Here is a 24,767-nt window from a genome sequence, read left to right as displayed (position 1 = left end):
TCATGATAGTGCTTAAAACCAGCAGGGAGCTTTCGGCAATGAGATCTGCCGGAAGGATAGCTGCAAGAGCGTTGAAATTGGCCGGCGAAGCGGTTGAACCCGGGGTATCTACCTGGGAGATCGACCGCATTGTCCGCCGCTATATCGAGGAACAAGGTGCAAAGCCCACGTTCCTTGGTTACGGCGGGTTTCCGGCAAGCGCCTGTATCTCGGTCAATAATGTGGTTATCCATGGTATACCAAGCAAAGACACCATTATCAAACAGGGCGACATTGTGAGCATTGACATTGGCGCCACCTTTGACGGATATGTCGGTGACAATGCGTACACGTTTCCCTGTGGAGATGTAAGCGCACAGGCGCAGGCCCTGATGGATGCAACGCGCGAAAGCCTTTATGAAGGCATTAAAGCCGCAAAAGTCGGTGCGCGCATCGGCGATATCGGCAGCGCGATCCAAAGGTATACCGAAGCTCGCGGTTACTCGGTGGTACGGGATTTCGTCGGCCACGGAGTAGGTGCGAAGATGCATGAAGACCCTACCGTTCCTAATTACGGCACACCCGGCAGGGGCGTGCGCCTGTTATCAGGCATGACTATCGCAATTGAACCAATGATCAACCAGGGTGTTAAGGAAGTAAAAACGCTTGCGGACGGTTGGACGACCGTAACCGCCGACGGAAAGCTTTCCGCACACTTTGAGCATTCCGTCGCCATTACTCCGGACGGTCCAGTAATTTTAACATTGCCGGATTAAGGGAGGGGTAACGATGGACTTTGTCAGAGGGCTGGTTGTTCGGTCGGCCGCGGGGCGCGACAAGGGCGGTTTTTTCGCCGTGCTGGAAGCGGATGATGTTTACGCCGTTATTTGTGACGGGAAACGCCGAAGCCTGAGCAATCCGAAAAAGAAAAAGCTGAAGCATTTGGCCGCGACCAAAACCGTACTGGCTGAAGGTTCAATGCAGACCAACCGTGAAATACGAAATGCTCTTCGGAATTTTCAAGCCGGGAGCCGTTTTCCACATGAGGAGGGTTAATATATATGTCGAAGCAGGACGTAATAGAAACTGAAGGCGTCGTAACTGAAGCACTACCTAATGCAATGTTTATGGTAGAGCTTCCGAATCACCATACGGTACTCGCGCATATTTCCGGCAAGCTTCGGATGAATTTCATCCGTATTCTGCCGGGCGACAAGGTCACAATCGAGTTGTCGCCTTACGATCTGACGCGCGGGCGCATCACATGGCGTTCAAAGTAAAACAAAGACTCGCTAAGGGAGGGCGCACAAATGAAAGTAAGACCTTCTGTCAAAAAAATTTGTGAAAAATGCAAAATCATTAAGCGCAAGGGTAAAGTCATGGTAATCTGTGAAAACCCGAAGCATAAGCAGCGCCAGGGATAATTTGGCGCGGACCTATTAACAATGGAGGTGCAAAACCAATATGGCGCGTATATCAGGTGTTGACTTGCCAAGAGATAAGCGCATCGAAATTGCTCTTACCTATATTTTCGGAATCGGACGCAAAACCGCCACAGAAATCTGCGCGGCGACAGGTGTTAATCCGGATACCCGCGTAAGGGATTTAACAGAAGATGATGCTGCGAAGCTCAGAGAATATATCGACCATAACTGCCGCGTTGAAGGCGATCTTCGCCGCGACGTAGCTTTTGACATTAAGAGATTGATTGAAATCGGCTGCTCCCGCGGAATTCGTCACCGCAAGGGTTTGCCGGTAAGAGGCCAGCGTTCCAAGACCAACGCGCGTACACGCAAGGGTCCGAGAAAGACAATGGCTAACAAGAAAAAATAATAGGGAGGGATTCTAGAAATGGCAGCACAGAAGGGCCCAGCAAAAAAGGGCACCGCAGTTCGCAGACGCCGCGAGCGTAAAAATATAGATCGTGGAGCCGCTCATATCCAGTCCACCTTTAACAACACGATTGTTACCATTACCGATACGCAGGGCAATGCCGTATCGTGGGCAAGTTCCGGTGAATTGGGATTCAGAGGTTCCAGAAAGTCCACTCCTTTTGCCGCTCAGACCGCAGCCGAAACCGCCGCGAAAGCAGCGATGGAGCATGGTATGAAAACGGTTGAGGTTTATGTAAAGGGACCGGGAGCCGGCCGTGAAGCGGCAATCCGCGCACTTCAGGGCGCAGGCCTTGAAGTCAGTATGATTAAGGACGTTACCCCGATTCCGCATAACGGATGCCGTCCTCCGAAGAGAAGACGCGTATAGTATAAACCGATAATAGGAGGTGCAACCATAATATGGCAAGATATACAGACGCTGTGTGCAAACTTTGCCGCCGTGAAGGACAGAAGCTGTTTTTGAAGGGCACAAGATGCTACACAGATAAATGCGGTGTTACCCGCAGATCATACGCCCCGGGCCAGCATGGCCAGGGCCGCAAGAAAACATCCGAATACGGCCTGCAGCTTCGTGCTAAGCAGATGACAAAACGCTACTATGGCGTATTGGAGTCCCAGTTCAGAAGCTACTATGACCTTGCAACACATAGAGAAGGAAAGACCGGCGACGAGCTGCTCTCAATTTTGGAGTCCCGCCTCGACAACGTCGTTTACCGCCTTGGCTGGGCAAGCTCCAGAGCAGAAGCCCGTCAGCTTGTTGTTCACGGTCACTTTAACGTGAACGGCAAAAGAGTAGACATTCCTTCCTACCTTACAAAGCCGGGTGAAGTAATTTCCATCCGCGATAAGAGCCGCCAGAGTGAAAAGATTAAAGCGGTTATTGAGGAAAACGCGTCCCGTCCGGTTGTTAAATGGCTTGACGTGAATCGTGATACCCTGGAAGGGAAGATTATCGCATCGCCGACCCGTGAGGATATTGACCTGGCAGTCGATGAGACTCTCATCGTTGAGTTGTACTCCAAGTAATGCCGTCTTTTGACAGCATAGAGTAAACATCATGGCTGATACGAATCCGCTATATGTCAAGGAGGGTCGCTAATGATCGAGATTGAGAAGCCAAAAATTGAAACAGAAGAGTTAAGCAATGACGGAACCTACGGCAAATTTGTCGTAGAACCGCTTGAGCGAGGCTTTGGAACAACCTTGGGCAATAGTCTGAGGCGTGTCCTTTTATCGTCGCTGCCGGGGGTTGCAGTCACATCAATCAAAATAGACGGCGTTCTTCATGAATTTTCTACCATTCCCGGAGTAAAAGAGGACGTCACCGAGATTGTGCTCAATATTAAGGGTTTGACCGCCAAGCTCCATTGTGACGGCCCAAAAACAGTTGAAATCTGTGCGGAGGGCCCGTGCGATGTAACGGCCGACTCTATCAAGTGCGACAGCGAGGTTGAAATCCTTAATCCCGAGATGCATATTGCAACTTTGGGAGAGGGAGCAAAGCTGTATATGGAATTGACCTTGGATAAGGGCCGCGGATATGTCCCCGCCGAAAGAAACAAACAGAACCTGAACGGAAACGTAATCGGCGAGATTCCGGTGGATTCCATCTACACTCCTGTTTATAAGGTGAATTATAATGTTGAGCCAACCCGTGTAGGCCAGAGTATAGACTTTGACAAGCTTACGCTGGAGGTTTGGACCAACGGCGTTATCGGAGCGCAGGAAGCGGTTTCTTTAGCCGCGAAAGTCCTTACCGAACACTTGAACCTCTTTGTTGATTTGTCCGACAAGGGCAGCAGCACCGAGATTATGGTCGAAAAGGACGATAAGGGCAAGGAGAAAGTGCTTGAAATGACAATTGAAGAGCTTGATCTTTCGGTCCGTTCCTTCAACTGCCTCAAGCGCGCCGGTATTAATACGGTTGAAGACCTGATCAATAAATCAGAAGAGGATATGATGAAGGTTCGCAACCTCGGACGTAAATCCCTTGAGGAGGTTGTCTGGAAGATGGCCTCCCTCGGTTTCCAACTACGCAAGGATGATGAATAATCCCTTGTGCAAACCTAAGGTAAAGGAGTGATATTTCGATGCCCGGAACCAGAAAGCTCGGAAGAGACACTGACCACAGAACAGCCATGCTGAGGGCGATGGTTACCTTTCTTTTAGAGAACGGCAAAATCGAAACCACAGTTACTCGCGCCAAGGAGGTCCGCTCCATGACCGAGAAAATGATAACGATTGCGAAGGAAAACAACCTTCACAACAAGCGCCTTGTGATGGCATTCATTACTAAAGAAGATGTAGCGAATAAGCTGTTTAACGAGATTGCTCCGAAGTATGCCGACCGCAACGGCGGTTATACACGAATTAGCAAGCTTGGCCCTCGCCGCGGTGACGCCGCAGAGATGGGAATTATCGAACTGGTTTAAATAAGGTATTGAAAGGCTACCGGTTACGGCAGCCTTTTTTGCTGCCTTTTCTATTAATGAATAGGAAGAGGAGATCTATGTATTTAGTCAGCTCCTGCTTGGCAGGAATTCCTTGTAGATATGATGGAAAAAGCTGCACGAACCCGAAGATAGCCGAATTGGTAAAGCAGGGGAAAGCAATCCCAGTCTGCCCGGAGCTATTGGCGGGCCTGCCTGTTCCAAGGCCTTGCTGCGAGATTGTCGTGGATAAGAGCGGGAAGAAAAAAGTGATGAGCGCAAATGGGGAAGACCTGACAAAGGAATTTGACAACGGTGCGCGAGAGGCCCTCAGGATCGCGAGCGAAAACGGGATCACGAAGGCAGTCTTGAAGTCAAAAAGCCCTTCCTGCGGGTGCGGCTGTATTTATGATGGAACCTTTTCGGGCAGAGTGATTCCCGGAAACGGAAAAGCAGCGCAGCTTTTACTTGAAAATGGAATAGAAGTGCTGACGGAAAACGAAGCGGATATGCAAAAGGTCTTCGGATAAGCGGTGATTCCGGTTTGCCGAAGTAAATTTTCGGCTTTATCAAATTTTTCCATTCGTTTGCCAGGCTTGGGGCAACGCCCAAGCCTGGCTTTTTTATTTTTGAATTTTTATCCAAATTTGTAAAATATAGAAAAAATTGGAGGTATCCATTAGGATAAAATGTAGACGTAAATCGGCAAAAAGATTGCCAATAATTACAATAAAGAATTATTCTCGAATTCGATTATTTCCAGCTTATTTTCCTATAAAATGAAGTCTGTTCCAGCAATGGGAAAATTAATCAGCAAAGAAAGGAAATGAGCAATGAAAAAACGAATTCGGGCATTAAGCATGGTTCTGGCGCTGTCACTCGTTATTGCGGTATTCGGGAATACGGCGGCTTTTGCTGCCGACGCGACGCAAATCACATTCCCCGAAGAAACGGATGCGCTTCAGTCCCTGCAGCTAAATTCTATTTACTATGGCCTCGAGGTGAATGTCAGCAATCCGGATGTAACGTTGAGCGCTGTTTCAAGCGACCCCTCTATTGTAAAGATTGAAGAGGAAACAGACACCAGCGGTTCGGGCGTATATTATTATGACCTGGAGGCCCGTTTAAACGGAGTAGTCACGTTAACCTTTACCACATCGGACGGTGTGTCCGCAACCAAAACGCTGACGGTGGAAGGAACCGGGGAGCCGACTTATACGCTTTCCTCCGATGTCACCGGCAATTTTTCTCTCAATAAAGGGAGCAGCCGGATTGTAAAAGTCCATTTTGAGAACAATGACGTTGATACATATTCCTACCCCACGTTAAGTGCACAGAATGGAAAAGTACTCAAAACGACATTGGTCAATACGGATGAGGACAACGGCGACTATTATTTCCGCGTGGATGCGGTCGGCACTATCGGGCAGAGCGACGACCTGTACTTAGGGGCTTACGGATTCATCCCGAATAAGCTGTGTACGGTCTCCATCATTCAAAATAAAGACCTTCGGTTGGATACCACAACCGAATATATCTGCAATACCGGCGATAAATATCATTTTATTGCCTATACCAATTCGGGAATCAATCCCCAAATCATGGTTGACAACGAGAACATTTCCGTTACCTTTGTAACAACGGTATACGGCGGCTATGAATATGAAATGGAAGCTTTAGAACCAGGAACCGCCCTGATTACGGCGACTTTGAATGGGGAAACAGCTTCTTTCCCGGTTACCGTGAATGAGGAAGACGATTTTCCGAGTGTCGTGTCGGATGCACCGGCTGAAATCACCCTTTCGCAGGGGGAGTCGCACACCTATAAAATCACCGCTATGGGCGGCGGGGTTCCCATCATTGTGCCGGGTACGGACGGCGTAGTGTCCGTACAGTTTGAGAAAAAGGAAGGAATCGATTATTACTTCCAGGTTACTGCGATTGGCGAAGTCGACAGCCAAACCAATTTGAGTGTTATGTTCCCAGACAGCACCTATGATGATTATAGTGTGGATCTTGGCAGCATAACCATAAAAGAAGGCGCACCGGCACCGCAATCGGATACCAATTCCGACTTTACGCTTAAGAAAGGCGAAAGCTATACGTTTAAAATCAGCAATGCCTCGAGCTTTTATGCCGGTTCCAGCAACGTCTTCCAGGTGGTGAAAGTTAGCACCTCCGGTAGTGATGCGTACTATAAAATTACGGCGATCGGAAATCCGGGGCAATCCGCGGGCTTTTATATGAGCGCGCCGGGCTATGCGCCGCAGAAGGTCTGCGTCGTCACCGTTGGGCAGGCTGCGCCTCAATCGGATACCAATTCCGACTTTACGCTTAAGAAAGGCGAAAGCTATACGTTTAAAATCAGCAATGCCTCGAGCTTTTACGCCGGTTCCAGCAACGTCTTCCAGGTGGTGAAAGTCAGCACCTCCGGCAGCGACGCGTACTATAAAATTACGGCGATCGGAAATCCGGGGCAGTCCGCGGGCTTCTATATGAGCGCCCCGGGTTATGCGGCACAGAAGGTCTGCGTTGTCACCGTTGGACGGGCTGCTGCACCGAAATCGGATACCAACTCCGACTTTACGCTCAAGAAGGGCGCAAGCTATACGTTTAAGATCAGCAATGCCACGAGCTTCTACCCCGGTTCCAGCAATATCTTCCAGGTAGCAAAGGTTAGTACCTCCGGCAGCGATGCGTACTATAAAATTACGGCGATCGGAAATCCGGGGCAATCCGCGGGCTTTTATATGAGCGCGCCGGGCTATGCGTCGCAGAAAGTCTGCGTAATCACTGTGGGAGCTCCGGATTCCGTTTCCATTCAATCCGATACCAACTCAGATTTTAGCTTGGCAAAGGGCGCTTCCTACCAGTTTAAAATTACCGCGCCCGGGGCTTCTTCGATTACATTCAATCCCGGTACTGCCGGTGTATTCCAGGTAACCTTCCTTCGTCGCACAGGCAATGATTTCTTCTATAAAATTACGGCGATCGGCAAATCGGGCCAGCAAGCCGGAATTTATGCTTCCGCTTCGGGGCAGGTAGCAAAAAAGCTTTGCGTAGTTACCATTAAATAAGATTTTTCCAATCCACAAAGGCCGCTGAAACTGGTTCAACGAAAACAGCGCAATAGCTAATCGTAAAATAACGCCGTCCGGCTCCGTTTTTCAAGGGGAGTTGGGCGGCGTTTTCATAAAAAGCCGTAAGGGTTGATTTTTCGGCGATGACTGCATTCGGGTTTGTAATTGCGGAAAAATGCGGAAGGAAAAAACCGATTTCTCAATTACAGCTTGAATAAAATAATTTTTCGGTTTATAATGAAAAAAAGGATAAAATATTCATTCGAATAAAAGGTGGATAGGGGTGTAATCGTTGATACTGAAAAATGCGAAAATCGTAGACGACAGTTTCCGTTTTGCCGATGCGGACGTTGCCGTGGAAGAGGATAAAATATCGGAAATCGCCCCGGGGCTGGCGGGCGGGGAAGAAATCGATTTATCCGGGTGCGTTCTTGTTCCGGGGTTTGTGGATATCCACATCCATGCTTGTGTAGGGGCGGATACCTGTGACGCAGACGCGGACGGCCTTGCGAAGATGTGCGCGCACCTCGTTACCAAAGGGGTTACCTCGTTTTGCCCCACGACGATGACGGTATCCCATAAGGGGATTCTTCGTGCGCTGGAAACGGTAAAATCCTGTATGGACCATCCTCCGAAGGGTGCGGCCATCGCTGGGGTCAATATGGAGGGACCGTACATATCTATTCATAAGAAAGGCGCGCAGAAGGGCGAATTTGTAAAAAACTCGGATTTCAAGGAGTTTCAGGAATTTTACGACGCCTGCGGCGGGATTATAAAATTGGTGGATATTGCGCCCGAATGTCCCGGCGCGGAGGAATTTATCCCGCAGGCTTCCCGTCTCTGCACCGTTTCGATCGCACACACCGAAGCGGATTACGCATGCGCGAAACATGCGTTTGAGCTGGGCATTACGCATGCAACCCATTTATATAACGCGATGCCGGGCATGAAGCACCGTGAGCCCGGCGTAATCGGCGCGGTGCTTGATGACCCGCGCGTCCGTGCGGAACTGATTTGCGACGGGTTTCACATTCACCCCGCTGTGCTTCGCATTACCTTTGAGGCATTGGGAAAGGACCGCGTGGTGATCGTCAGCGACTCCATGCGTGCGGCAGGGGCGCCGGATGGCGTTTCAGAGCTTGGCGGGCAGACGGTGTACGTGAAAGACGGGCAGGCAAGGCTGAAAGACGGCACGATTGCCGGCTCCACCACAAACCTTCATCAGGAGATAAAAAATCTGGTTGGCTGGGGCGTTCCCTTCCTGACCGCCATACAGGCCGCAACTCTGAATCCGGCAAGGGCAATTCATGAGGACGAACGGATCGGCAGCATTAAGGTCGGGAAGTATGCCGACATGGTTGCGCTTGATTCCGACTTGAACATCCGCATGGTGGTCGCGCGCGGAAAAATTGCAGTCAATAACAATGCTTAAAAGTTCCACAGCAAGCAGAAACAGCAGGAGCCGTAGGGATAGAATCCCGGCGGCTCCTGCTGTATTTTTCTCTTTTACCGGATAATGCGTACCCGGATGATTTCCGGAAGCTTTGCGATATGCTCCGCTGTTGTATCCTTGACATCGCCCGTAACGTCAAGAATTGTGTAAGCATAGTCCTTTTTGGATTTGCTCTGCATGTTTTCAATGTTGATACCGCTTTCCGCCAGCGCGCCGGAAAGCAGGCTGATGGTGTTGGGGATATTCCGGTGCAGAATGCAGATACGAATGGAACTGTCGCGCGGCATGCAAATCGAGGGCATATTGACCGAGTTTCGGATATTGCCGTTCTGCAGGTAATCAATGAGTTCATTCGCTGCCATGCGCGCGCAGTTATCCTCGGATTCCGGCGTCGAAGCGCCAAGGTGGGGAATCGCAATAACGCCGTCCAGCCCGATCAGGTCGTCGCTTGGGAAGTCCGTCGCATAGGAGGATACTTTGCCGGACTGTAATGCGGCAATAATGTCCTTGGAGTTGACCAGATCGCCGCGCGCAAAGTTCAGGATGCGCACGCCGTCCTTCATTTTTGTAATGGTCTGTTCGTTAATCATACCCTTTGTGTCGGGCGTGAGCGGGACATGAACCGTAATATAGTCACAGGCGGTGTAAATTTCATCGAGCGTACGCGCGTGTTTTGTGGAGCGGGAAAGTCCCCAAGCCGCGTCGACGGAAAGGTAGGGATCGTAGCCGTAAACATCCATGCCAAGGCTCTTTGCCGCGTTGGCAACCAGGATGCCGATTGCGCCAAGGCCGATGACACCAAGCTTTTTGCCGCTGATTTCGGGGCCAACGAACGCGCCCTTGCCCTTTTCGACAAGCTTTCCGACTTCATTGCCTTTGCCCTTTAAGGTTTTTGTCCACTCAATGGCGGGGACGATTTTGCGGGAAGAAAGCAGCAATGCGGCAATGACCAGCTCTTTGACGGCGTTTGCGTTTGCGCCGGGGGTGTTGAAAACAACGATACCCTGCTCGCTGCATTTTTCAAGCGGGATATTGTTGACGCCCGCGCCCGCCCTTGCAATCGCAAGAAGATTTTTAGGAAATTCCATTTCATGCATGGAAGCCGAGCGAACCATGATTGCATCCGGATTTTCCACCGCTTCGCCGCATTCGTAGTTCGTGTCGAAACGGCTGGTTCCAACCGGCGAAATTTTATTCAGATATTTTATACGGAACAAATCAATTCACCTTCATACTTGAAATCTATGGATATGCCTAACCGTTCTTCTTTTCGAACGCAGCCATGAAGTCCACGAGCTTTTCAACACCCTCGACGGGCATTGCATTGTAAATGGAAGCACGCATGCCGCCGACGGAACGGTGTCCTTTGATATTTACAAAGCCGTGTTCTTCCGCTTCTTTGACAAATTTCGCGTCAAGCTCTTCGCTGCCGGTGACAAACGGAATGTTCATCAGCGAACGGTCCTTCGGCACGACCGTCCCTTTGAAAAGCTTGGAATTGTCAAGGAAATTGTAAAGGATGCCGGCCTTTTTCTCGTTGATTTTCTTCATTTCCTCAAGCCCGCCGATGGTGTTTTTCAGCCAATCCAGCACCAGCATGCACATATAAATGGAATAACAGGGAGGGGTGTTGAACATGGAGTTATTGTCCGCATGTGTCTGGTAATTGAACATGGTGGGAGTGACTTCCATTGCATGGCCGATCAGATCCTCTCGGATGATGACCACAGTCAGGCCAGCTGGTGCCATATTTTTCTGCGCACCGGCGTAGAGCAGTCCAAATTTGCTGACGTCAATCGGCTCGCTCAGAATGCAGGAAGAAACATCCGCAACCAACGGAACGTCACCCGTTTCCGGCAGGGTATGGAATTTTGTGCCGTAAATGGTATTGTTCAAGCAGATATGAAAATAATCCGCGTACTTCGAAAAGGTTTGAGGGTCAAGGTCGGGAATATAGCTGAACGTTTTGTCCTTGGAAGAGGCAACCACGTTTGCTGTCCCGTACCGGGCGGCTTCCTTATAAGCCTTCGTTGCCCACTGACCGGTCAAAACGAAATCGGCTTTTTTGTTTTTTGTCATCAGATTCAGCGGCACCATTGCGAATTGAGAGGAAGCGCCGCCCTGTAAAAATAATACTTTATAATTATCCGGAATATTCATCACTTCGCGAAGTAAACTCTCCGCTGAACTGATGATTCCCTCGAAGATTTTAGATCGGTGGGACATCTCCATTACAGACTGGCCGCTGCCCTGGTAATCAAGCATTTCAGCCGCTGCACGTTTCAGCACCGGTTCAGGCATCATTGAGGGTCCTGCGGAAAAGTTGTAAACACGTTTCATTAAGCGCTACCTCCAAAATTATTTTATGGCCTTCCCATAATTTACTGAATATAATTAATTATTATATTGCTTTAGTTAATTAAAGTCAATGCGGCATTTTTCATAAAATAATCCGCATCGCGGCGGCATTTTCCGGACTAAATATTCCCTTATTGCCAAGGATCGGTTTTATGCTATAATATTGATAGAATTTCGCGTAAAATATAAATAAAATTGTATATTTTTAAGGGGGCGATATGAATGACGGTCAATGAGGTGGCTTCCGTCTTGGACGCGGAAATTGTCACGGCTGGGGATCTGAACGCCGAGGTAAAAACCGCCTGTGGCAGCGATATGATGAGCGACGTGCTTGCCTTTGTAAAGGACCAGTCCGTGCTTCTTACCGGGCTGAACAATCCGCAGGTTGTGCGCACGGCGGAAATGATGGATATGCGCTGTATCATTTTTGTGCGCGGCAAAGAGCCGACCGAAGAGGTGGTTGCGCTTGCAAAGCAAAAGGAGATTACAATTCTGAAAACGCAGCACCGGCTGTTCACGGCCTGCGGGCTTCTGTACAGCCATGGCTTGAGCGGGGGCGACAGGAGTTGAGCAATACCTTATCTTTCGACTACATAGTGCCGGGCGACGACTTTACCCGTGCGGGGGAAGCCTCCAGCGACGTAAAGCATAAGCTTAAGAAAATCGGTTACGACTCGGATGCGATCCGCCGTGTTGCGATTGCCATGTATGAGGGGGAAATCAACATGGTCATTCACGCGGGCGGTGGGAAAGTGCACGTGGAAATCAGCCCGGAAAAAATAGAAATGGTTCTTTCCGACAACGGCCCGGGAATCGAGGACGTTGCACTTGCCATGCGGGAAGGATACTCTACCGCGCCCGATAAAGTGCGCGCGCTGGGTTTTGGCGCGGGCATGGGCCTGCCGAATATGAAAAAATCCACCGACGTTATGGAAATTTCCACCAAAGTGGGGGTGGGGACCACCCTTCATATGACGGTGTACGCAAAGAGGTGACGACGTGAACCAGTTTTTTCACTCTGTAACTTTGGACAAAGAGAAATGTATGGGTTGCACGAACTGCATTAAGCGCTGTCCGACGGAGGCGATCCGCGTTCGCGCGGGCAAGGCGAAAATCATATCGGAACGGTGCATCGATTGCGGCGAATGCATCCGCGTCTGTCCGCATCACGCGAAAAAAGCAAAATCCGACAGTCTGGACATGATTCGGGACTTTGCTTATAAAATCGCCCTGCCTGCGCCGACCCTTTACGGGCAGTTCAATAATTTGGATGATATCGACATCGTGCTGACTGGGCTCAAGAATATCGGCTTCGACGAGGTGTTCGAGGTTTCTAGCAGCGCAGAGCTGGTTTCCGAAACAACACGGAAGCTGATGCAGCAGGGTAAGCTGAAAAAGCCGGTCATCAGCTCGGCCTGCCCCGCCGTAGTCCGGCTTATCCGGGTGCGTTTTCCCGACCTTTGTTCCCATGTCCTTCAATTGAATTCCCCGATGGAAACAGCGGCGCGCCTTGCAAAGCGCGAAGCCGCGAGAAAAACTGGTTTGCCACGCGGGCAGATCGGCGCTTTTTTTATAACGCCCTGCCCCGCCAAGGTAACGGCAATCAAGATGCCGATAAGCTGCAAAAAATCCGAGGTGGACGGCGCGATTGCCATTAGTGAAATTTACCCAAAGCTTACTGCGGCCATGGAAAGCGGGAAGCCCGTTGAACCCCTTTTGCATTCGGGGATCATCGGCGTCGGCTGGGCTTCGAGCGGCGGGGAGGCCAGCGCGCTTCTGAACGATAAATACCTTGCGGCGGACGGGATTGAAAATGTAATCCGCGTTCTAGAGGAGCTGGAGGATGAAAAGATCCGTGAGATGGACTTTATTGAATTGAACGCCTGTTCCGGCGGCTGCGTGGGCGGCGTGCTCTGCGTGGAAAATGCGTATGTCGCAAAGGCTAGGCTCCAGCGGCTGCGCCGTTACCTGCCGGTTTCCCAGAACCATATCGACGGAAAGCTCCCTGTTGGTATGCAGTGGCAGAAAAACCTTCTATTCGCGCCGGTCTTGAAGCTTTCCGACGATATGAACGAGGCGCTGCGCATGATGGCGGAGATTGACCGGATTCAGGAGGAGCTTCCCGGACTTGACTGCGGTTCCTGCGGCGCGCCGACCTGCCGGGCGCTTGCGGAAGATATTGTGCGCGGTTTTGCCAAGAAAAATCAATGTATCTTTATCCTGCGTGAGGAAATCAAACATGTAGCCGACGCCCTTTCCTCAATGGGGACGTTTCCGGCACAGGCTGACGAGGAGGAGAAAAAACGATGACAGTAAAAGAGCTGGCCGAACATTTTGGCCTGAAAATCCTTGCCGGGGAAAACAGCCTTGACCGCCCGGTTTCGGGTGGATATACCTGCGACCTGCTCAGCTGGGCGGTAGCACGGCTTCCCGCCGACGCGGCGTGGCTGACCGTAATGGGAAATATAAATGCAATCGCGGTTGCATCCCTGAAGGATGCAGCCTGTATCATTCTGACCGATTCCGCCCCGCTTGATATTCCCGCGCTTGAGAAAGCGCGGGAATTGTCCTTTCCGGTTCTTCTGTCGGAGCAGGACAGCTTTACCCTTGGTGCCCGAATCGAAGGGCTTTTGTACTGATGCGCGCCTACTACGATCTGCACTTGCATTCCTGCCTTTCCCCCTGCGCTGATGACGATATGACGCCCAACAATATTGTCAATATGGCGCTTCTGCTGGGGTACGACATCATTGCGGTGACGGATCACAATTCCTGCCAAAATGTACCTGCGGTTGTACGGGCAGGCGAGGCGAACGGGCTGACCGTTGTACCCGGAATGGAACTGTGCACGGCGGAGGATGTGCATGTAATCTGCCTGTTTCCAACGGTGGAAGCGGCAATTAGCTTCGACCGCTTCGTTTCAGAACGGATGCCCCGGATAAAAAACAGGCCGGAAATTTTTGGCCGACAGACAGTTATGGATGAAAACGACGCCGTTACCGGAGAGGAAGACATACTTTTGCTTAACGCATCAGCTATAGGATTGAACAGCGTGCGTGAAACGGCCCGCCGTTTCGGCGGCACCGCTTTCCCAGCCCATATTGACCGGAACGCTTACAGCGTGCTTGCCAATCTGGGCGGAATTCCCCCGGAAGCGGGCTTTACCGCAGCGGAAATCAGTTTGAAGGGAAATGTGCGGGCGCTATTGAAGCAATACGGGGATCTTGAGAAAATGCACCTGCTTTCAAACTCTGATTCGCACACCTTGGAAGACATGCCGGATCGGAGTGCTTCGGTTATTCTTCCGGAGAAAACATCCGAATGCCTGATTTCTATTTTGGAGGGGAAAAATGGGGTCTTTCTAATTGATTAAATTATAATTAGCCAAAAACAATAAAATTTTACCCAAAATTTTGTACCGTTTTCAAAAATTGTTATGGATTTATGAGCCTTAGCTATGTTATAATTATCGCAATGAACCCAGCGGAAAGAGGATCGTTTACCGTCGGGCGATTTTTTCTGCATGGATTTACCGAAGGAGGAACGAGGATGCAAAAACGAATCAGCAATCTGCCCTTTAAGGGAACCCCCGAGCAAAAACAAAAACTGGATGAAGTCATCGAAAGACATAAACAGGAACGGGGTGCGATTTTACCCGTCCTGCAGGAAGCACAGGAAATTTACGGCTATCTTCCGCTCGAAGTCCAGAGCATAATCGCCGAGGGGCTTGGCGTGTCACTAGAAGAGGTCTATGGTGTTTCTACATTTTATTCCCAATTTTCGCTTACGCCGAAAGGAAAATACAATGTATCGATCTGTTTGGGAACGGCCTGCTATGTAAAAGGGGCTGCGGCTGTACTTGACAAATTGACTTCTATATTGGGCATTCAACCGGAGGAATGCACTCCGGATGGAAAATTTTCGCTGACCGCGTGCCGTTGTGTGGGCGCGTGCGGTCTGGCTCCGGTACTGACCGTGAACGGGGATGTTTACGGACGTATGACCCCGGAAGAAGTAGAACAAGTATTGGCGAAATACGAATAAGATGCGCGAACTTTCATTAAATGTGATGGATATTGCACAAAATTCAATTTCTGCGGGTGCAAAGCTTATTGTGATCGATATATGTGAAAATACACATGCCGACAGCCTGACGATTACCGTCGCGGACAATGGTGCCGGCATGACAGCCGAGCAGGCGGCCTGCGCGGCGGACCCTTTTTTCACAACGCGGGAAACGCGCCGGGTGGGACTGGGCGTACCGCTTTTCAAGATGGAGGCCGAAATGACGGGCGGCAGTCTTGAGATAACGTCTGAAAAAGGCGTGGGAACAACGGTAACAGCAAAATTTGTCCCTTCGCACGTGGATATGATTCCGCTCGGGGATATCAATTCTACTGTGCTGCTTTTGATCACCTGCAACGAAGACAGGGATTTTGTTTACCATCGCCGTGTGGATTTGCGCGAATTCACCCTGGACACACGCGAGTTGCGCGCTGTGCTGGGAAATGAGGTGAAGCTGAGTTCCCCGGAAGTAACTGAGTGGATCAAAGGCTACCTTACGGAACAAACCCAAAGATTAAAGGAGGAATCATCAGATGAAGTCTTTAGAGGAACTTCGGGCGATAAGGGATAAAGCACGCAGCCAGGTTATCCTTCGTGAAAATAATGACAACGCGATCCGCGTCCTGGTCGGCATGGCTACCTGTGGGATTGCAGCCGGAGCGCGTCCCGTTTTAAACGCAATAGTCGAGGAGGTTGCAAAGCGCGGCCTTCAAAATGTAATCGTAACGCAAACAGGGTGCATCGGCATCTGCCAGTTTGAACCCGTGGTGGAGGTTGTGGCCCCCGGGCAGGATAAGGTTACTTATGTAAAAATGACGCCTGAAAAGGCGGTACGCGTGGTGAACGACCACCTGGTAAACGGCAACGTGGTAACGGAGTTTACCATAGGCGCCAATTCATAATAAGGAGGCAGAATTCATGTATCGTTCCAATGTACTGGTTTGCGGCGGTACCGGTTGTACCTCCTCAAACAGCGAGCTGATTATCTCAAAGCTCAAAGAAGAAATTACAATAAAGGGACTCGATAAAGAGGTTAATGTCATCCGCACCGGATGCTTCGGCCTTTGCGCGCTCGGTCCCATTATGATTGTTTATCCGGAGGGTTCTTTTTACAGCAGGGTGACTCCGGAGGATATCCCAGAAATTGTGGAGGAGCATCTCTTAAAGGGAAGAATTGTCAAGCGCCTGCTGTATAAGGAAACCGTTGTAGACGACAATACGATTAAATCCTTGAACCAGACGCCGTTTTACGCAAAGCAGCACCGCGTTGCGCTTCGCAACTGCGGCGTTATTAACCCGGAAAGTATTGAGGAATACATTGCGGTGGACGGATATTCAGCTCTCGGCAAGGTACTTACCGAAATGACCCCAGAGCAGGTTATTGAGACAATAAAAGCTTCCGGACTTCGCGGCCGCGGCGGCGCGGGCTTCCCGACCGGACTGAAATGGAGCTTTGCCGCAAAGAATCAGGCTGATCAGAAGTACGTCTGCTGCAATGCCGACGAAGGCGACCCGGGTGCGTTTATGGATCGCTCCGTGCTGGAGGGCGATCCGCACTGTGTGCTGGAAGCTATGGCGATCGCCGGTTATGCAATCGGCTCTACACATGGCTATATTTATGTCCGTGCGGAATATCCGATCGCGGTTAAGCGTTTGCAGATTGCCATTCAGCAGGCGAGAGAATACGGCCTTTTGGGCAAAAACATCTTCAATACGGGATTTGACTTTGACATCGACCTGCGCCTTGGCGCCGGCGCGTTTGTCTGCGGCGAGGAAACCGCATTGATGACCTCCATCGAGGGCAAGCGCGGCGAGCCGCGTCCGCGTCCGCCGTTCCCGGCTTTGAAGGGCCTGTTTCAGAAGCCTACCATTTTAAACAATGTTGAAACCTACGCGAATATCCCCCGCATTATTTTGAACGGCGCGGATTGGTTTGCCTCCATGGGCACCGAAAAGTCCAAGGGTACCAAGGTGTTCGCTCTGGGCGGAAAAATTGAGCACACCGGCCTTGTGGAAGTGCCGATGGGCACCACTCTGCGCGAAATCGTAGAGGAAATCGGCGGCGGCGTTCCGAACGGCCATAAATTTAAGGCGGCGCAGACCGGCGGTCCTTCCGGCGGCTGTATCCCGGCTTCCGAGTTGGACGTCCCGATTGATTACGACAACCTGATTGCCATCGGCGCCATGATGGGCTCCGGCGGCCTGATCGTTATGGACGATACGACCTGCATGGTCGATATTGCGAAATTCTTCCTGGAATTTACTGTTGACGAATCCTGTGGAAAATGCACGCCGTGCCGCATCGGCACAAGGCGCCTGCTGGAGATGCTTGACAAGATTACAAGCGGCAACGGTACGCTGGAGGACATTGACCGTCTCGAGGAGCTTTGCTACTACCTGAAAGAAAACTCCCTGTGCGCCCTTGGCCAGACGGCGCCGAACCCGGTGCTTTCCACCTTGAAATATTTCCGCGACGAGTATATTGCGCACGTTACCGAGCATCGCTGCCCGGCCGGCGTTTGCAAGGCTCTCACGAACTATCATATCCTGGAGGACAAGTGCCGCGGCTGTACGCTCTGCGCGCGCAACTGTCCGGTCGGTGCGATCACCGGTAGCGTAAAGGTACCGCATGTGATTGACACAAAGAAATGCATTAAGTGCGGCGCCTGCATGGAAAAGTGCAAGTTCAACGCAATTATTAAGAGATAAAAAGGAGTGTGCCATTAATGGAAAATATGGTGAATATAAAGATAAACGGCATGCCCCTCTCAGTGCCGAGCAGCTACACAATCTTAGAGGCGGCAAGGGAAGCCGGGATAGACATCCCCACCCTGTGCTATCTGAAAGGAATCAATGAAATCGGCGCTTGCCGCATGTGCGTGGTCGAGGTAAAGGGAGCGCGTTCCTTCGTTGCCTCCTGCGTTTATCCGGTGAATGAGGGCATGGAGGTTCTGACCAATACCCCTGCGATTCAGAAGTCCAGGAAGATGACGCTGGAAATGCTCCTGTCGGTGCACAACCGCGACTGCCTTGCCTGCAAACGCAACGGAAGCTGCGAACTGCAGACCCTGTGCAACGAGCTGGGCGTGGAGCAGTCGGATCGCTTTGATGGCGCAAAGCCAGACGTGTCGAAGGATGAATCCTCGCTGCATCTGATCCGCGACAACTCCAAGTGCATCCTTTGCCGCCGCTGCGTCGCGGCGTGTTCGGACCAGCACGTCGGCGTTCTCGGTCCCAACTGCCGCGGTTTTGACACGCACATCGCCTGCGCGTTTGAAAAGCCGCTTAACGAGGTTCCCTGCGTATCCTGCGGACAGTGCATCGTAAGCTGCCCGACCGGCGCTTTGACGGAACGCGACCAGTGCGACGAGGTCATGGCTGCCATCAACGACCCCGAAAAGTTTGTAGTGGTTCAGACCGCCCCGGCAATCCGCGCAACGCTTGGCGAATGCTTTGGCCTGCCGGTCGGAACGAATGTGAAGGGCAAGATGGTTGCCGCGCTGCGCCGCCTTGGCTTCGATAAGGTATTCGACACCGATTTCGGTGCGGACCTCACCATTATGGAAGAAGCCAACGAGCTGCTCGAGCGTGTAAAGAACGGCGGCCCGCTGCCGCTGATTACCTCCTGCTCGCCGGGATGGATTAAATTCTGCGAATACTATTATCCGGAGCTGCTGCAAAACGTGTCTTCCTGCAAATCGCCGCAGCAGATGACCGGCGCGATTATTAAAACATACTATGCGGAAAAGAACAACATCGACCCGAAGAAGATTGTGGTTGTCAGCGTGATGCCCTGCACAGCGAAGAAATTCGAAGCAAGGCGCGATAATCAGGACGCGGCCGGTGCCGGAATCCCGGACACCGATATCGCGATTACCACCCGCGAGCTTGCCCGCCTGATCAAGATGGCAAACATCAATTTCGAACGCCTGCCGGATGAGGAATTTGACCCCGCTTTGGGTATTACCACCGGTGCTGCCGCTATCTTTGGCGCGACGGGCGGCGTAATGGAAGCCGCGCTCAGAACAGCGGCCGATACGCTGGAGGGCAAGAGCTTGGATTCCATTGAGTATAAGGAAGTCCGCGGTACCGAAGGAATCAAGGAAGCCGTCTATCATATCGGCGGCATGGATGTGAAGGTTGCCGCGGTCAGCGGACTCAGTAACGCTAACGAAATCCTCAGCAAGGTGAAAAACGGCGAGGGCGGCTATCACTTTATTGAAATCATGTGCTGCCCGGGCGGCTGTGTCAACGGCGGCGGCCAACCGCTTCAGCCCGCAGCCGTTCGCAGCTTTACCGACTTGAAAGCCGAACGGGCGAAGGCGCTTTATGAAGAGGATAAAAACCTGCCTCTCCGCAAGAGCCATGAAAGTCCGATTGTCAAGACTCTTTACGAGGAGTATCTTGAAAACCCGGGCAGCCATAAGGCGCACAAGATTTTACACACTACCTACGTGGCTAGAAAGAAATTTTAAAACAAATGCTCCCGGACTTTTCCTCCGGGAGCATTTTTCTGCAAAAGATGGTATAATCAGAAATGGAATTATTAAAACAGCAGGAAAGCAGGTGATAATCCTGAAGCGGATCGTAAGAATTTTCTTCCTTATTTTATCGGCATGCGGCTTGATTTGTTTTTTGATTCCTTTTTACTGTGGGGTGCTTAACATCGGAAATGGAACGGGGATTCTCCTTTGTACGGTTGTATTTCTGACTTCGTTTTTTTTCGGAAAAATCGGTGCGGCTTGCAGGAAAAGCAGGCCTTTCCGCGTTTCCTGCCGTATCGTCCTTGTTGTATTCCTCATTGGTGTCTGTTGGGCTGTTTTTCTTACGGGGCTGATGGTGTACGGCTCGGTAGGAATGAAGCCGCGCGCCGGTGCGACGGTGGTGGTTTTGGGCAGTAAGGTAAACGGGAAACAGCCCAGCGCAGATTTGCGGGTTCGCATTGAAACGGCCGCGTCGTATCTGAAAGCAAATCCAAAGGCAAAGTGTGTTGTCAGCGGGGGAAAAGGCGCGGGGGAACTCGCAACGGAGGCTTCCGTTATGCGGGCGGAGCTGATCGTGCGCGGTATTGAGCCTTCGCGGATTTTTGCGGAGGATGCATCGAGGACGACAAGAGAGAATCTTCAAAATTCCCTTGCGGTTATTGACAAAAACGGCTTGAGCCGCGATCTGGCCATTGTAACCGACGATTACCACCAGTACCGCGCGGGCCGGATTGCGGAAAGCCTGGGCGTTTCCCACGGCGCAGTCAATGCCGCAACGCCTTGGTATATTTTATCCGCCTGCTATATGCGCGAGCTTCTCGCGCTGACGAAATTCCTTCTGCTCCCGTAGCCCGTTAGGAAATCGCGGCGCCCTCCGCTGCCGTGCAAAGGTGCGGGATGCGGAAATGGTACAATTTTATTTTGAAAACCCGAGATTTTTCAAAGATTCGGCCTAATTTACGAACAGGGAAAAGTATAGTATAATAACAGATAATATTGAAAAGTTGGTGGAAAATGAACCGGATTTTAATCAAAAATGCAGTTATTCTCGACCCGGAAAGCGGAAGGAACGAACCCGGCGATATCCTGATTGCCGACGGTGTGTTTTCGGCGGTGGGCGGACAAATCTGCTGTGAAGATGCGCAGGTCATCGACGCTGCCGGGCTGACCGCCGCACCGGGGCTTGTCGATATGCATGTCCATCTGCGCGATCCCGGCTTTACGGAGAAGGAAGATATTCTCACCGGCTGCCGCGCGGCGGCGGCGGGCGGTGTGACCAGCCTTTTGTGTATGCCGAATACCAATCCGCCGGTGGATACGCCGGAAACGGTGCGGTATATCCGGGAAAAAGCGGAGAAAGCCGACGCGCGCGTTTATGTTGCCGCGGCGATCACAAAGGGGCTGAAAAGCGAGGAAATCAATGACCTCAGGGCGCTGCGGGAAGCGGGCGCTATCGCGCTGAGCGACGACGGCCGCCCGGTTGTGGATTCCCGCCTGATGGGACAGGCCATGCGCCTTGCGCCCTCCCTTCATCTGAAGGTCGCATCCCACTGTGAAGACTTATTCCTTTCCGCTGGAGGGAAGATGAACGAGGGCGCGGTGTCCGAAAAGCTCGGGGTTCCTGGAGTTCCAGCCGCGGCGGAGGACTGTGGCACCGCGCGGGAGATTGCGCTGGCGGCGGCTTACGGCGTTCCGGTTCATATCTGCCATGTCAGCACCGCAGCATCCGTTGCGCTGATCCGCGACGCAAAGCGGCGCGGCGTTCCGGTAACGGCGGAAACCGCTCCGCATTATTTTGCACTTACGGAAGAAGAACTGCTGCGGCGGGACGCGGATTACCGCATGAGCCCCCCGCTGCGTACGGAGAAGGACCGTCTCGCTGTGATCGAGGGGCTTCGGGACGGGACAATCGATACAATCGCCACCGACCACGCGCCGCATACGCCGCAGGAAAAGGAGGATTTCCTTGCCGCGCCGAACGGGAGTATCGGCATGGAAACCAGCCTTGCCGCAGGCATCACCTATCTGGTTCATATCGGTATAATCACAATGGCGGAGCTTATAAGCCTGATGAGTACCGCTCCGGCAAAACTGCTAGGCTTAAATGCCGGGACATTACAAGAAATGGCGCCCGCTGATCTAGTTCTGTTTGATCCGGAAGAACGCTGGACGGTTGATGTAAGCCGCCTGCACGGCAAGAGCCGGAACGCTGTTTTTAAGGGAAGGGAACTGATCGGGAGGGTCAAGATGACCGTCTGCCGGGGAAAGATTGTTTACAGGGAATAAAGAATGGAGGCCATGTTTACATAAACATTCGTTGTTTTAAACAAGACGTGAAAAAATGGAGGAAACGCAATGGCATTAGACAGATTAATCGAAGGTATTCTGGAGTGCAAAAACCCAACGGTAGCAGGGCTTGACCCCAAGCTGGACTATATCCCGGCTTTCCTTAAAGAGAAGGCGTTTGCGCAGTACGGCGAAACGCTGGAGGGTGCGGCCGCCGCAATTCTTGAATTTAACAAGGGCCTGATCGACGCGCTGTGTGGGATTGTTCCGGCTATTAAACCGCAATGCGCGTATTACGAATTATACGGATGGCAGGGGGTAAAAACCCTGCATGAAACGATCGTTTATGCGAAGGAAAAGGGTATGTTCGTCATTACCGACGGAAAGCGCAATGATATCGGCACAACGATGCAGGCGTACGCCCAGGCGCATCTCGGTTCCGTTGCGGTCGGCTTCCAAACGCCGGAGCCGTTTGGCGGCGATGCGCTGACCGTCAACCCGTACCTCGGATCCGACGGGGTAACCCCGCTGTTAGACGTATGCAAAGCGCAGGATAAAGGAATTTTTATACTGGTGAAAACCTCGAACCCTTCTTCCGGCGAGCTCCAGGATCAGGTTTTCGAGAGCGGCGAAACGCTTTACAGCACCGTTGGCGGCCTCTGTGAAAAATGGGGTGAAGCCCTTCCGGGAAAATACGGCTACAGCGGTGTCGGCGCGGTTGTCGGCGCGACTTACCCCGAACAGCTTCGGGAGCTTCGCCGCAGCCTGCCCCATACCTTTTTTCTGGTTCCGGGCTACGGCGCACAGGGCGGCGGCGCGAAGGATGTCGCGCCCGCGTTTGATCAGAACGGCCTTGGCGCGGTTATCAACGCTTCCCGTTCCATTATGACCGCATGGAAGAAAAATGGCATGCCGGAACAGGATTACGCCAAGGAAGCCGCGAAGGAAGCCGTCCGGATGCGCGATGAAATCGTCGGGGAAATCGGCGGGCTGTCCCGCCCTTAACCGAGGAAAAGAAGGAACAGGAGTGAACCGATGAAATACGATGTAATGCTTTGCAGGATTGCGGAAAAAAAGCAGCTTTCACACGATGTGTTTGATCTGACCGTCGAGGCGGGGCCGCTCGCCGAGGCGGCGCGCCCGGGGCAGTTCGCACAGATTTACGTGCCCGGAAAGACCCTGCGCCGCCCAATTTCCATCTGCGGCATTGACCGCTCCTCAAAAACCCTGCGCTTTGTCTTTCAGGTTCGCGGGGAAGGCACGGCTTGGCTGGCGGAAACAAAGGCAGGGGATTTTTTGAATATCCTTGCTCCGCTCGGCACCGGTTACGAGCTCGGCGACACCTGCCGCAAAGCGGTTTTTGTCGGCGGCGGCATCGGCGTGCCCCCTCTGTTGGAAGCGGCGAAGCCCTTTGGCGAAAACGCCACAGCGGTGCTTGGCTTCCGGGATAAGGCAAGCATTATTTTAAAAGAGGACTTCGAGAAAAACGGGAACCGTGTGTGGGTTGCCACCGACGACGGCTCCTGCGGGCATCACGGCTTTGTGACCGATTTGCTGGAGGATTTGGATTTCGACGTTCTCTACGCGTGCGGCCCTGCGCCGATGCTGAAAGCAGTGTGCAAGTTAGCCGCCGAACGGAAGGTTCCCTGCCAGATTTCCCTGGAAGAGCGCATGGCTTGCGGAATCGGCGCCTGCCTTGGGTGCGCGTGCAGGCTCAAGAAAGACGGGCGGGAATATTACGGCCATGTCTGTAAGGACGGCCCGGTTTTTAACGCTGAAAACGTAGTGTGGGAGGGATAAGCATGGCAGATTTGAAAGTAACCGTTGCCGGTGTGGAATTTCAAAACCCGCTGATTGCCGCGTCCGGAACCTTTGGCTTCGGGCGGGAATTTGCTGAGTTTTATCCTCTTCGAACCCTTGGGGGAATCTCCTGCAAGGGAATCACCTTAAAAGAACGTCCCGGCAATCCGCCTCCGCGCATCGCGGAAACGCCGGGCGGAATGCTGAACGCCGTGGGGCTGCAAAACCCCGGCGTGGATCATTTTATTGAAAACGACCTGCCCTGGCTGAAAGAGCAGGGCACAGCGGTTATTGCGAATATTGCGGGAAATACGCCCGAAGAATATTGCGAGATGGCAGAAAAGCTGTCGGGTACCGCAGTAGATATGATTGAAATGAACATATCCTGCCCGAATGTGAAACAAGGGGGCGTGCAGTTCGGCACAAGCTGCGCCGGGGTGGAAGGCATTACCAAAGCAGTACGGAAGCATTGCAAAAAGCCACTGATGGTGAAACTTTCGCCGAATGTAAGCGATATTTCTGAAATTGCGGCGGCCGCCGAAAGCGCGGGTGCGGACGCGATTTCCATGATCAATACCCTGACAGGAATGCGCATCGATATTCAGACGCGCCGCCCGATTATCCGGAACAATACCGGCGGGCTGTCCGGCCCGGCGCTTTTCCCGGTGGCGGTCCGTATGGTGAATCAGGCGTACCGCAGGGTGAAAATCCCGATTGTTGGCATGGGCGGCATTTCAAAATGGCAGGACGCTGTGGAAATGCTTCTGGCGGGCGATTCGGCGCTGCAGATTGGCACGGTGTTTTTTTCGGATCCGTACGCCCCGGTAAAGATTCTTGACGGGCTGAACGATTACCTTGACCGCAGCCGGATAAGCACGGTTTCGGACTTGACCGGACAGGTTCAATTATGGTAAATTCGAATCGGATACATAGACGAA

Annotated in this window: 29 protein-coding genes; 27 read left to right on the top strand and 2 right to left on the bottom strand. The window is 52.0% G+C overall.

The window, feature by feature from the left end:
• Nucleotides 1–2: 2 nt before the first annotated feature.
• The 12 genes from map (at nt 3) to nagA (ending at nt 8,815) form a co-directional block, all read left to right on the top strand.
• A complete protein-coding gene (map, locus tag P9B68_RS02825) occupies nt 3–755 on the top strand; it encodes a type I methionyl aminopeptidase (protein WP_135657819.1) in 753 nt (250 codons plus the stop codon).
• Nucleotides 756–768: 13 nt separating this feature from the next.
• Complete coding sequence (locus P9B68_RS02820) at nt 769–1,035, top strand: KOW domain-containing RNA-binding protein (protein WP_277668429.1); 267 nt, start codon at nt 769–771, stop codon at nt 1,033–1,035.
• Nucleotides 1,036–1,040: 5 nt separating this feature from the next.
• Complete coding sequence (gene infA, locus P9B68_RS02815; protein ID WP_135657821.1) at nt 1,041–1,259, top strand: translation initiation factor IF-1; 219 nt, start codon at nt 1,041–1,043, stop codon at nt 1,257–1,259.
• Nucleotides 1,260–1,289: 30 nt separating this feature from the next.
• Nucleotides 1,290–1,403 carry a 50S ribosomal protein L36 gene (rpmJ, locus tag P9B68_RS02810; RefSeq protein WP_022174947.1) on the top strand — a complete coding sequence of 38 codons (114 nt, stop codon included), beginning with the start codon at nt 1,290–1,292 and terminating at the stop codon, nt 1,401–1,403.
• Between the two features lie 40 nt (nt 1,404–1,443).
• On the top strand, nt 1,444–1,812 hold the full coding sequence (gene rpsM / locus P9B68_RS02805) for a 30S ribosomal protein S13 (RefSeq protein ID WP_277668428.1): 369 nt from the start codon (nt 1,444–1,446) through the stop codon (nt 1,810–1,812).
• Nucleotides 1,813–1,830: 18 nt separating this feature from the next.
• Nucleotides 1,831–2,241: a 30S ribosomal protein S11 gene (rpsK, locus tag P9B68_RS02800; protein WP_135657825.1), complete on the top strand. Its 411-nt coding sequence runs from the start codon at nt 1,831–1,833 to the stop codon at nt 2,239–2,241.
• A gap of 32 nt (nt 2,242–2,273) precedes the next feature.
• On the top strand, nt 2,274–2,900 hold the full coding sequence (rpsD, locus tag P9B68_RS02795) for a 30S ribosomal protein S4 (protein ID WP_135657827.1): 627 nt from the start codon (nt 2,274–2,276) through the stop codon (nt 2,898–2,900).
• A gap of 72 nt (nt 2,901–2,972) precedes the next feature.
• Nucleotides 2,973–3,926, top strand: coding sequence for a DNA-directed RNA polymerase subunit alpha (locus P9B68_RS02790; protein ID WP_135657829.1), 954 nt, complete (start codon nt 2,973–2,975; stop codon nt 3,924–3,926).
• 38 nt (nt 3,927–3,964) lie between these two features.
• Nucleotides 3,965–4,306, top strand: coding sequence for a 50S ribosomal protein L17 (gene rplQ, locus P9B68_RS02785; RefSeq protein WP_135657831.1), 342 nt, complete (start codon nt 3,965–3,967; stop codon nt 4,304–4,306).
• 77 nt (nt 4,307–4,383) lie between these two features.
• The gene (locus tag P9B68_RS02780) at nt 4,384–4,833 is read left to right on the top strand and encodes a 2-thiouracil desulfurase family protein (protein ID WP_277668427.1); all 450 of its coding nucleotides are present in this window, start codon (nt 4,384–4,386) and stop codon (nt 4,831–4,833) included.
• 303 nt (nt 4,834–5,136) lie between these two features.
• Nucleotides 5,137–7,380: a hypothetical protein gene (locus P9B68_RS02775; protein ID WP_277668426.1), complete on the top strand. Its 2,244-nt coding sequence runs from the start codon at nt 5,137–5,139 to the stop codon at nt 7,378–7,380.
• A 295-nt stretch (nt 7,381–7,675) separates the two neighbouring features.
• Complete coding sequence (nagA, locus tag P9B68_RS02770; RefSeq protein WP_277668425.1) at nt 7,676–8,815, top strand: N-acetylglucosamine-6-phosphate deacetylase; 1,140 nt, start codon at nt 7,676–7,678, stop codon at nt 8,813–8,815.
• 74 nt (nt 8,816–8,889) lie between these two features.
• On the opposite strand, the gene P9B68_RS02765 is transcribed toward nagA, so the two are convergent.
• Both P9B68_RS02765 and serC read right to left on the bottom strand, forming a co-directional pair.
• On the bottom strand, nt 8,890–10,053 hold the full coding sequence (locus tag P9B68_RS02765) for a phosphoglycerate dehydrogenase (RefSeq protein ID WP_135657839.1): 1,164 nt from the start codon (nt 10,051–10,053) through the stop codon (nt 8,890–8,892).
• Between the two features lie 37 nt (nt 10,054–10,090).
• Nucleotides 10,091–11,176 carry a 3-phosphoserine/phosphohydroxythreonine transaminase gene (serC, locus tag P9B68_RS02760; protein WP_135657841.1) on the bottom strand — a complete coding sequence of 362 codons (1,086 nt, stop codon included), beginning with the start codon at nt 11,174–11,176 and terminating at the stop codon, nt 10,091–10,093.
• 240 nt (nt 11,177–11,416) lie between these two features.
• Here serC and P9B68_RS02755 point away from each other — a divergent pair, with 240 nt between their 5' ends.
• From P9B68_RS02755 to P9B68_RS02685, 15 genes are all read left to right on the top strand, one after another.
• Entirely contained in the window at nt 11,417–11,764 is a 348-nt protein-coding gene (locus tag P9B68_RS02755; protein ID WP_135657844.1) for a DRTGG domain-containing protein, read from the top strand.
• Complete coding sequence (locus P9B68_RS02750) at nt 11,761–12,189, top strand: ATP-binding protein (protein ID WP_135657846.1); 429 nt, start codon at nt 11,761–11,763, stop codon at nt 12,187–12,189. Before P9B68_RS02755 ends, P9B68_RS02750 begins: the two co-directional genes overlap by 4 nt.
• 4 nt (nt 12,190–12,193) lie before the next feature.
• Nucleotides 12,194–13,504, top strand: coding sequence for a [Fe-Fe] hydrogenase large subunit C-terminal domain-containing protein (locus P9B68_RS02745; protein ID WP_277668424.1), 1,311 nt, complete (start codon nt 12,194–12,196; stop codon nt 13,502–13,504).
• Complete coding sequence (locus P9B68_RS02740; RefSeq protein ID WP_135657851.1) at nt 13,501–13,833, top strand: DRTGG domain-containing protein; 333 nt, start codon at nt 13,501–13,503, stop codon at nt 13,831–13,833. The genes P9B68_RS02745 and P9B68_RS02740 overlap by 4 nt, the downstream gene beginning before the upstream one ends.
• The gene (locus P9B68_RS02735) at nt 13,833–14,567 is read left to right on the top strand and encodes a PHP domain-containing protein (protein WP_277668423.1); all 735 of its coding nucleotides are present in this window, start codon (nt 13,833–13,835) and stop codon (nt 14,565–14,567) included. The genes P9B68_RS02740 and P9B68_RS02735 overlap by 1 nt, the downstream gene beginning before the upstream one ends.
• Before the next feature lie 176 nt (nt 14,568–14,743).
• Complete coding sequence (locus P9B68_RS02730; protein WP_135657856.1) at nt 14,744–15,238, top strand: NADH-quinone oxidoreductase subunit NuoE family protein; 495 nt, start codon at nt 14,744–14,746, stop codon at nt 15,236–15,238.
• 1 nt (nt 15,239) lies between these two features.
• A complete protein-coding gene (locus P9B68_RS02725) occupies nt 15,240–15,830 on the top strand; it encodes an ATP-binding protein (protein WP_135657859.1) in 591 nt (196 codons plus the stop codon).
• Nucleotides 15,793–16,161: a (2Fe-2S) ferredoxin domain-containing protein gene (locus P9B68_RS02720; RefSeq protein ID WP_135657861.1), complete on the top strand. Its 369-nt coding sequence runs from the start codon at nt 15,793–15,795 to the stop codon at nt 16,159–16,161. Before P9B68_RS02725 ends, P9B68_RS02720 begins: the two co-directional genes overlap by 38 nt.
• A gap of 16 nt (nt 16,162–16,177) precedes the next feature.
• On the top strand, nt 16,178–17,968 hold the full coding sequence (nuoF, locus tag P9B68_RS02715) for an NADH-quinone oxidoreductase subunit NuoF (RefSeq protein WP_277668422.1): 1,791 nt from the start codon (nt 16,178–16,180) through the stop codon (nt 17,966–17,968).
• 17 nt (nt 17,969–17,985) lie between these two features.
• Complete coding sequence (locus P9B68_RS02710; protein WP_135657866.1) at nt 17,986–19,734, top strand: NADH-dependent [FeFe] hydrogenase, group A6; 1,749 nt, start codon at nt 17,986–17,988, stop codon at nt 19,732–19,734.
• Between the two features lie 91 nt (nt 19,735–19,825).
• On the top strand, nt 19,826–20,593 hold the full coding sequence (locus P9B68_RS02705; protein ID WP_277668421.1) for a YdcF family protein: 768 nt from the start codon (nt 19,826–19,828) through the stop codon (nt 20,591–20,593).
• A 164-nt stretch (nt 20,594–20,757) separates the two neighbouring features.
• Complete coding sequence (locus P9B68_RS02700; RefSeq protein ID WP_277668420.1) at nt 20,758–22,029, top strand: dihydroorotase; 1,272 nt, start codon at nt 20,758–20,760, stop codon at nt 22,027–22,029.
• A 69-nt stretch (nt 22,030–22,098) separates the two neighbouring features.
• Nucleotides 22,099–23,034, top strand: coding sequence for an orotidine-5'-phosphate decarboxylase (gene pyrF, locus P9B68_RS02695; RefSeq protein WP_277668419.1), 936 nt, complete (start codon nt 22,099–22,101; stop codon nt 23,032–23,034).
• Between the two features lie 30 nt (nt 23,035–23,064).
• Nucleotides 23,065–23,829 (top strand): dihydroorotate dehydrogenase electron transfer subunit, encoded by a 765-nt coding sequence (locus P9B68_RS02690; protein ID WP_277668418.1) that lies wholly within the window; start codon nt 23,065–23,067, stop codon nt 23,827–23,829.
• A gap of 2 nt (nt 23,830–23,831) precedes the next feature.
• Entirely contained in the window at nt 23,832–24,743 is a 912-nt protein-coding gene (locus P9B68_RS02685) for a dihydroorotate dehydrogenase (RefSeq protein ID WP_277668417.1), read from the top strand.
• Nucleotides 24,744–24,767 lie beyond the last annotated feature (24 nt).

It is taken from the genome of Caproiciproducens galactitolivorans (assembly GCF_029266045.1).
Lineage (GTDB): Bacteria > Bacillota > Clostridia > Oscillospirales > Acutalibacteraceae > Caproiciproducens > Caproiciproducens galactitolivorans.
This window is presented reverse-complemented; position numbering and strand designations above follow the sequence as displayed.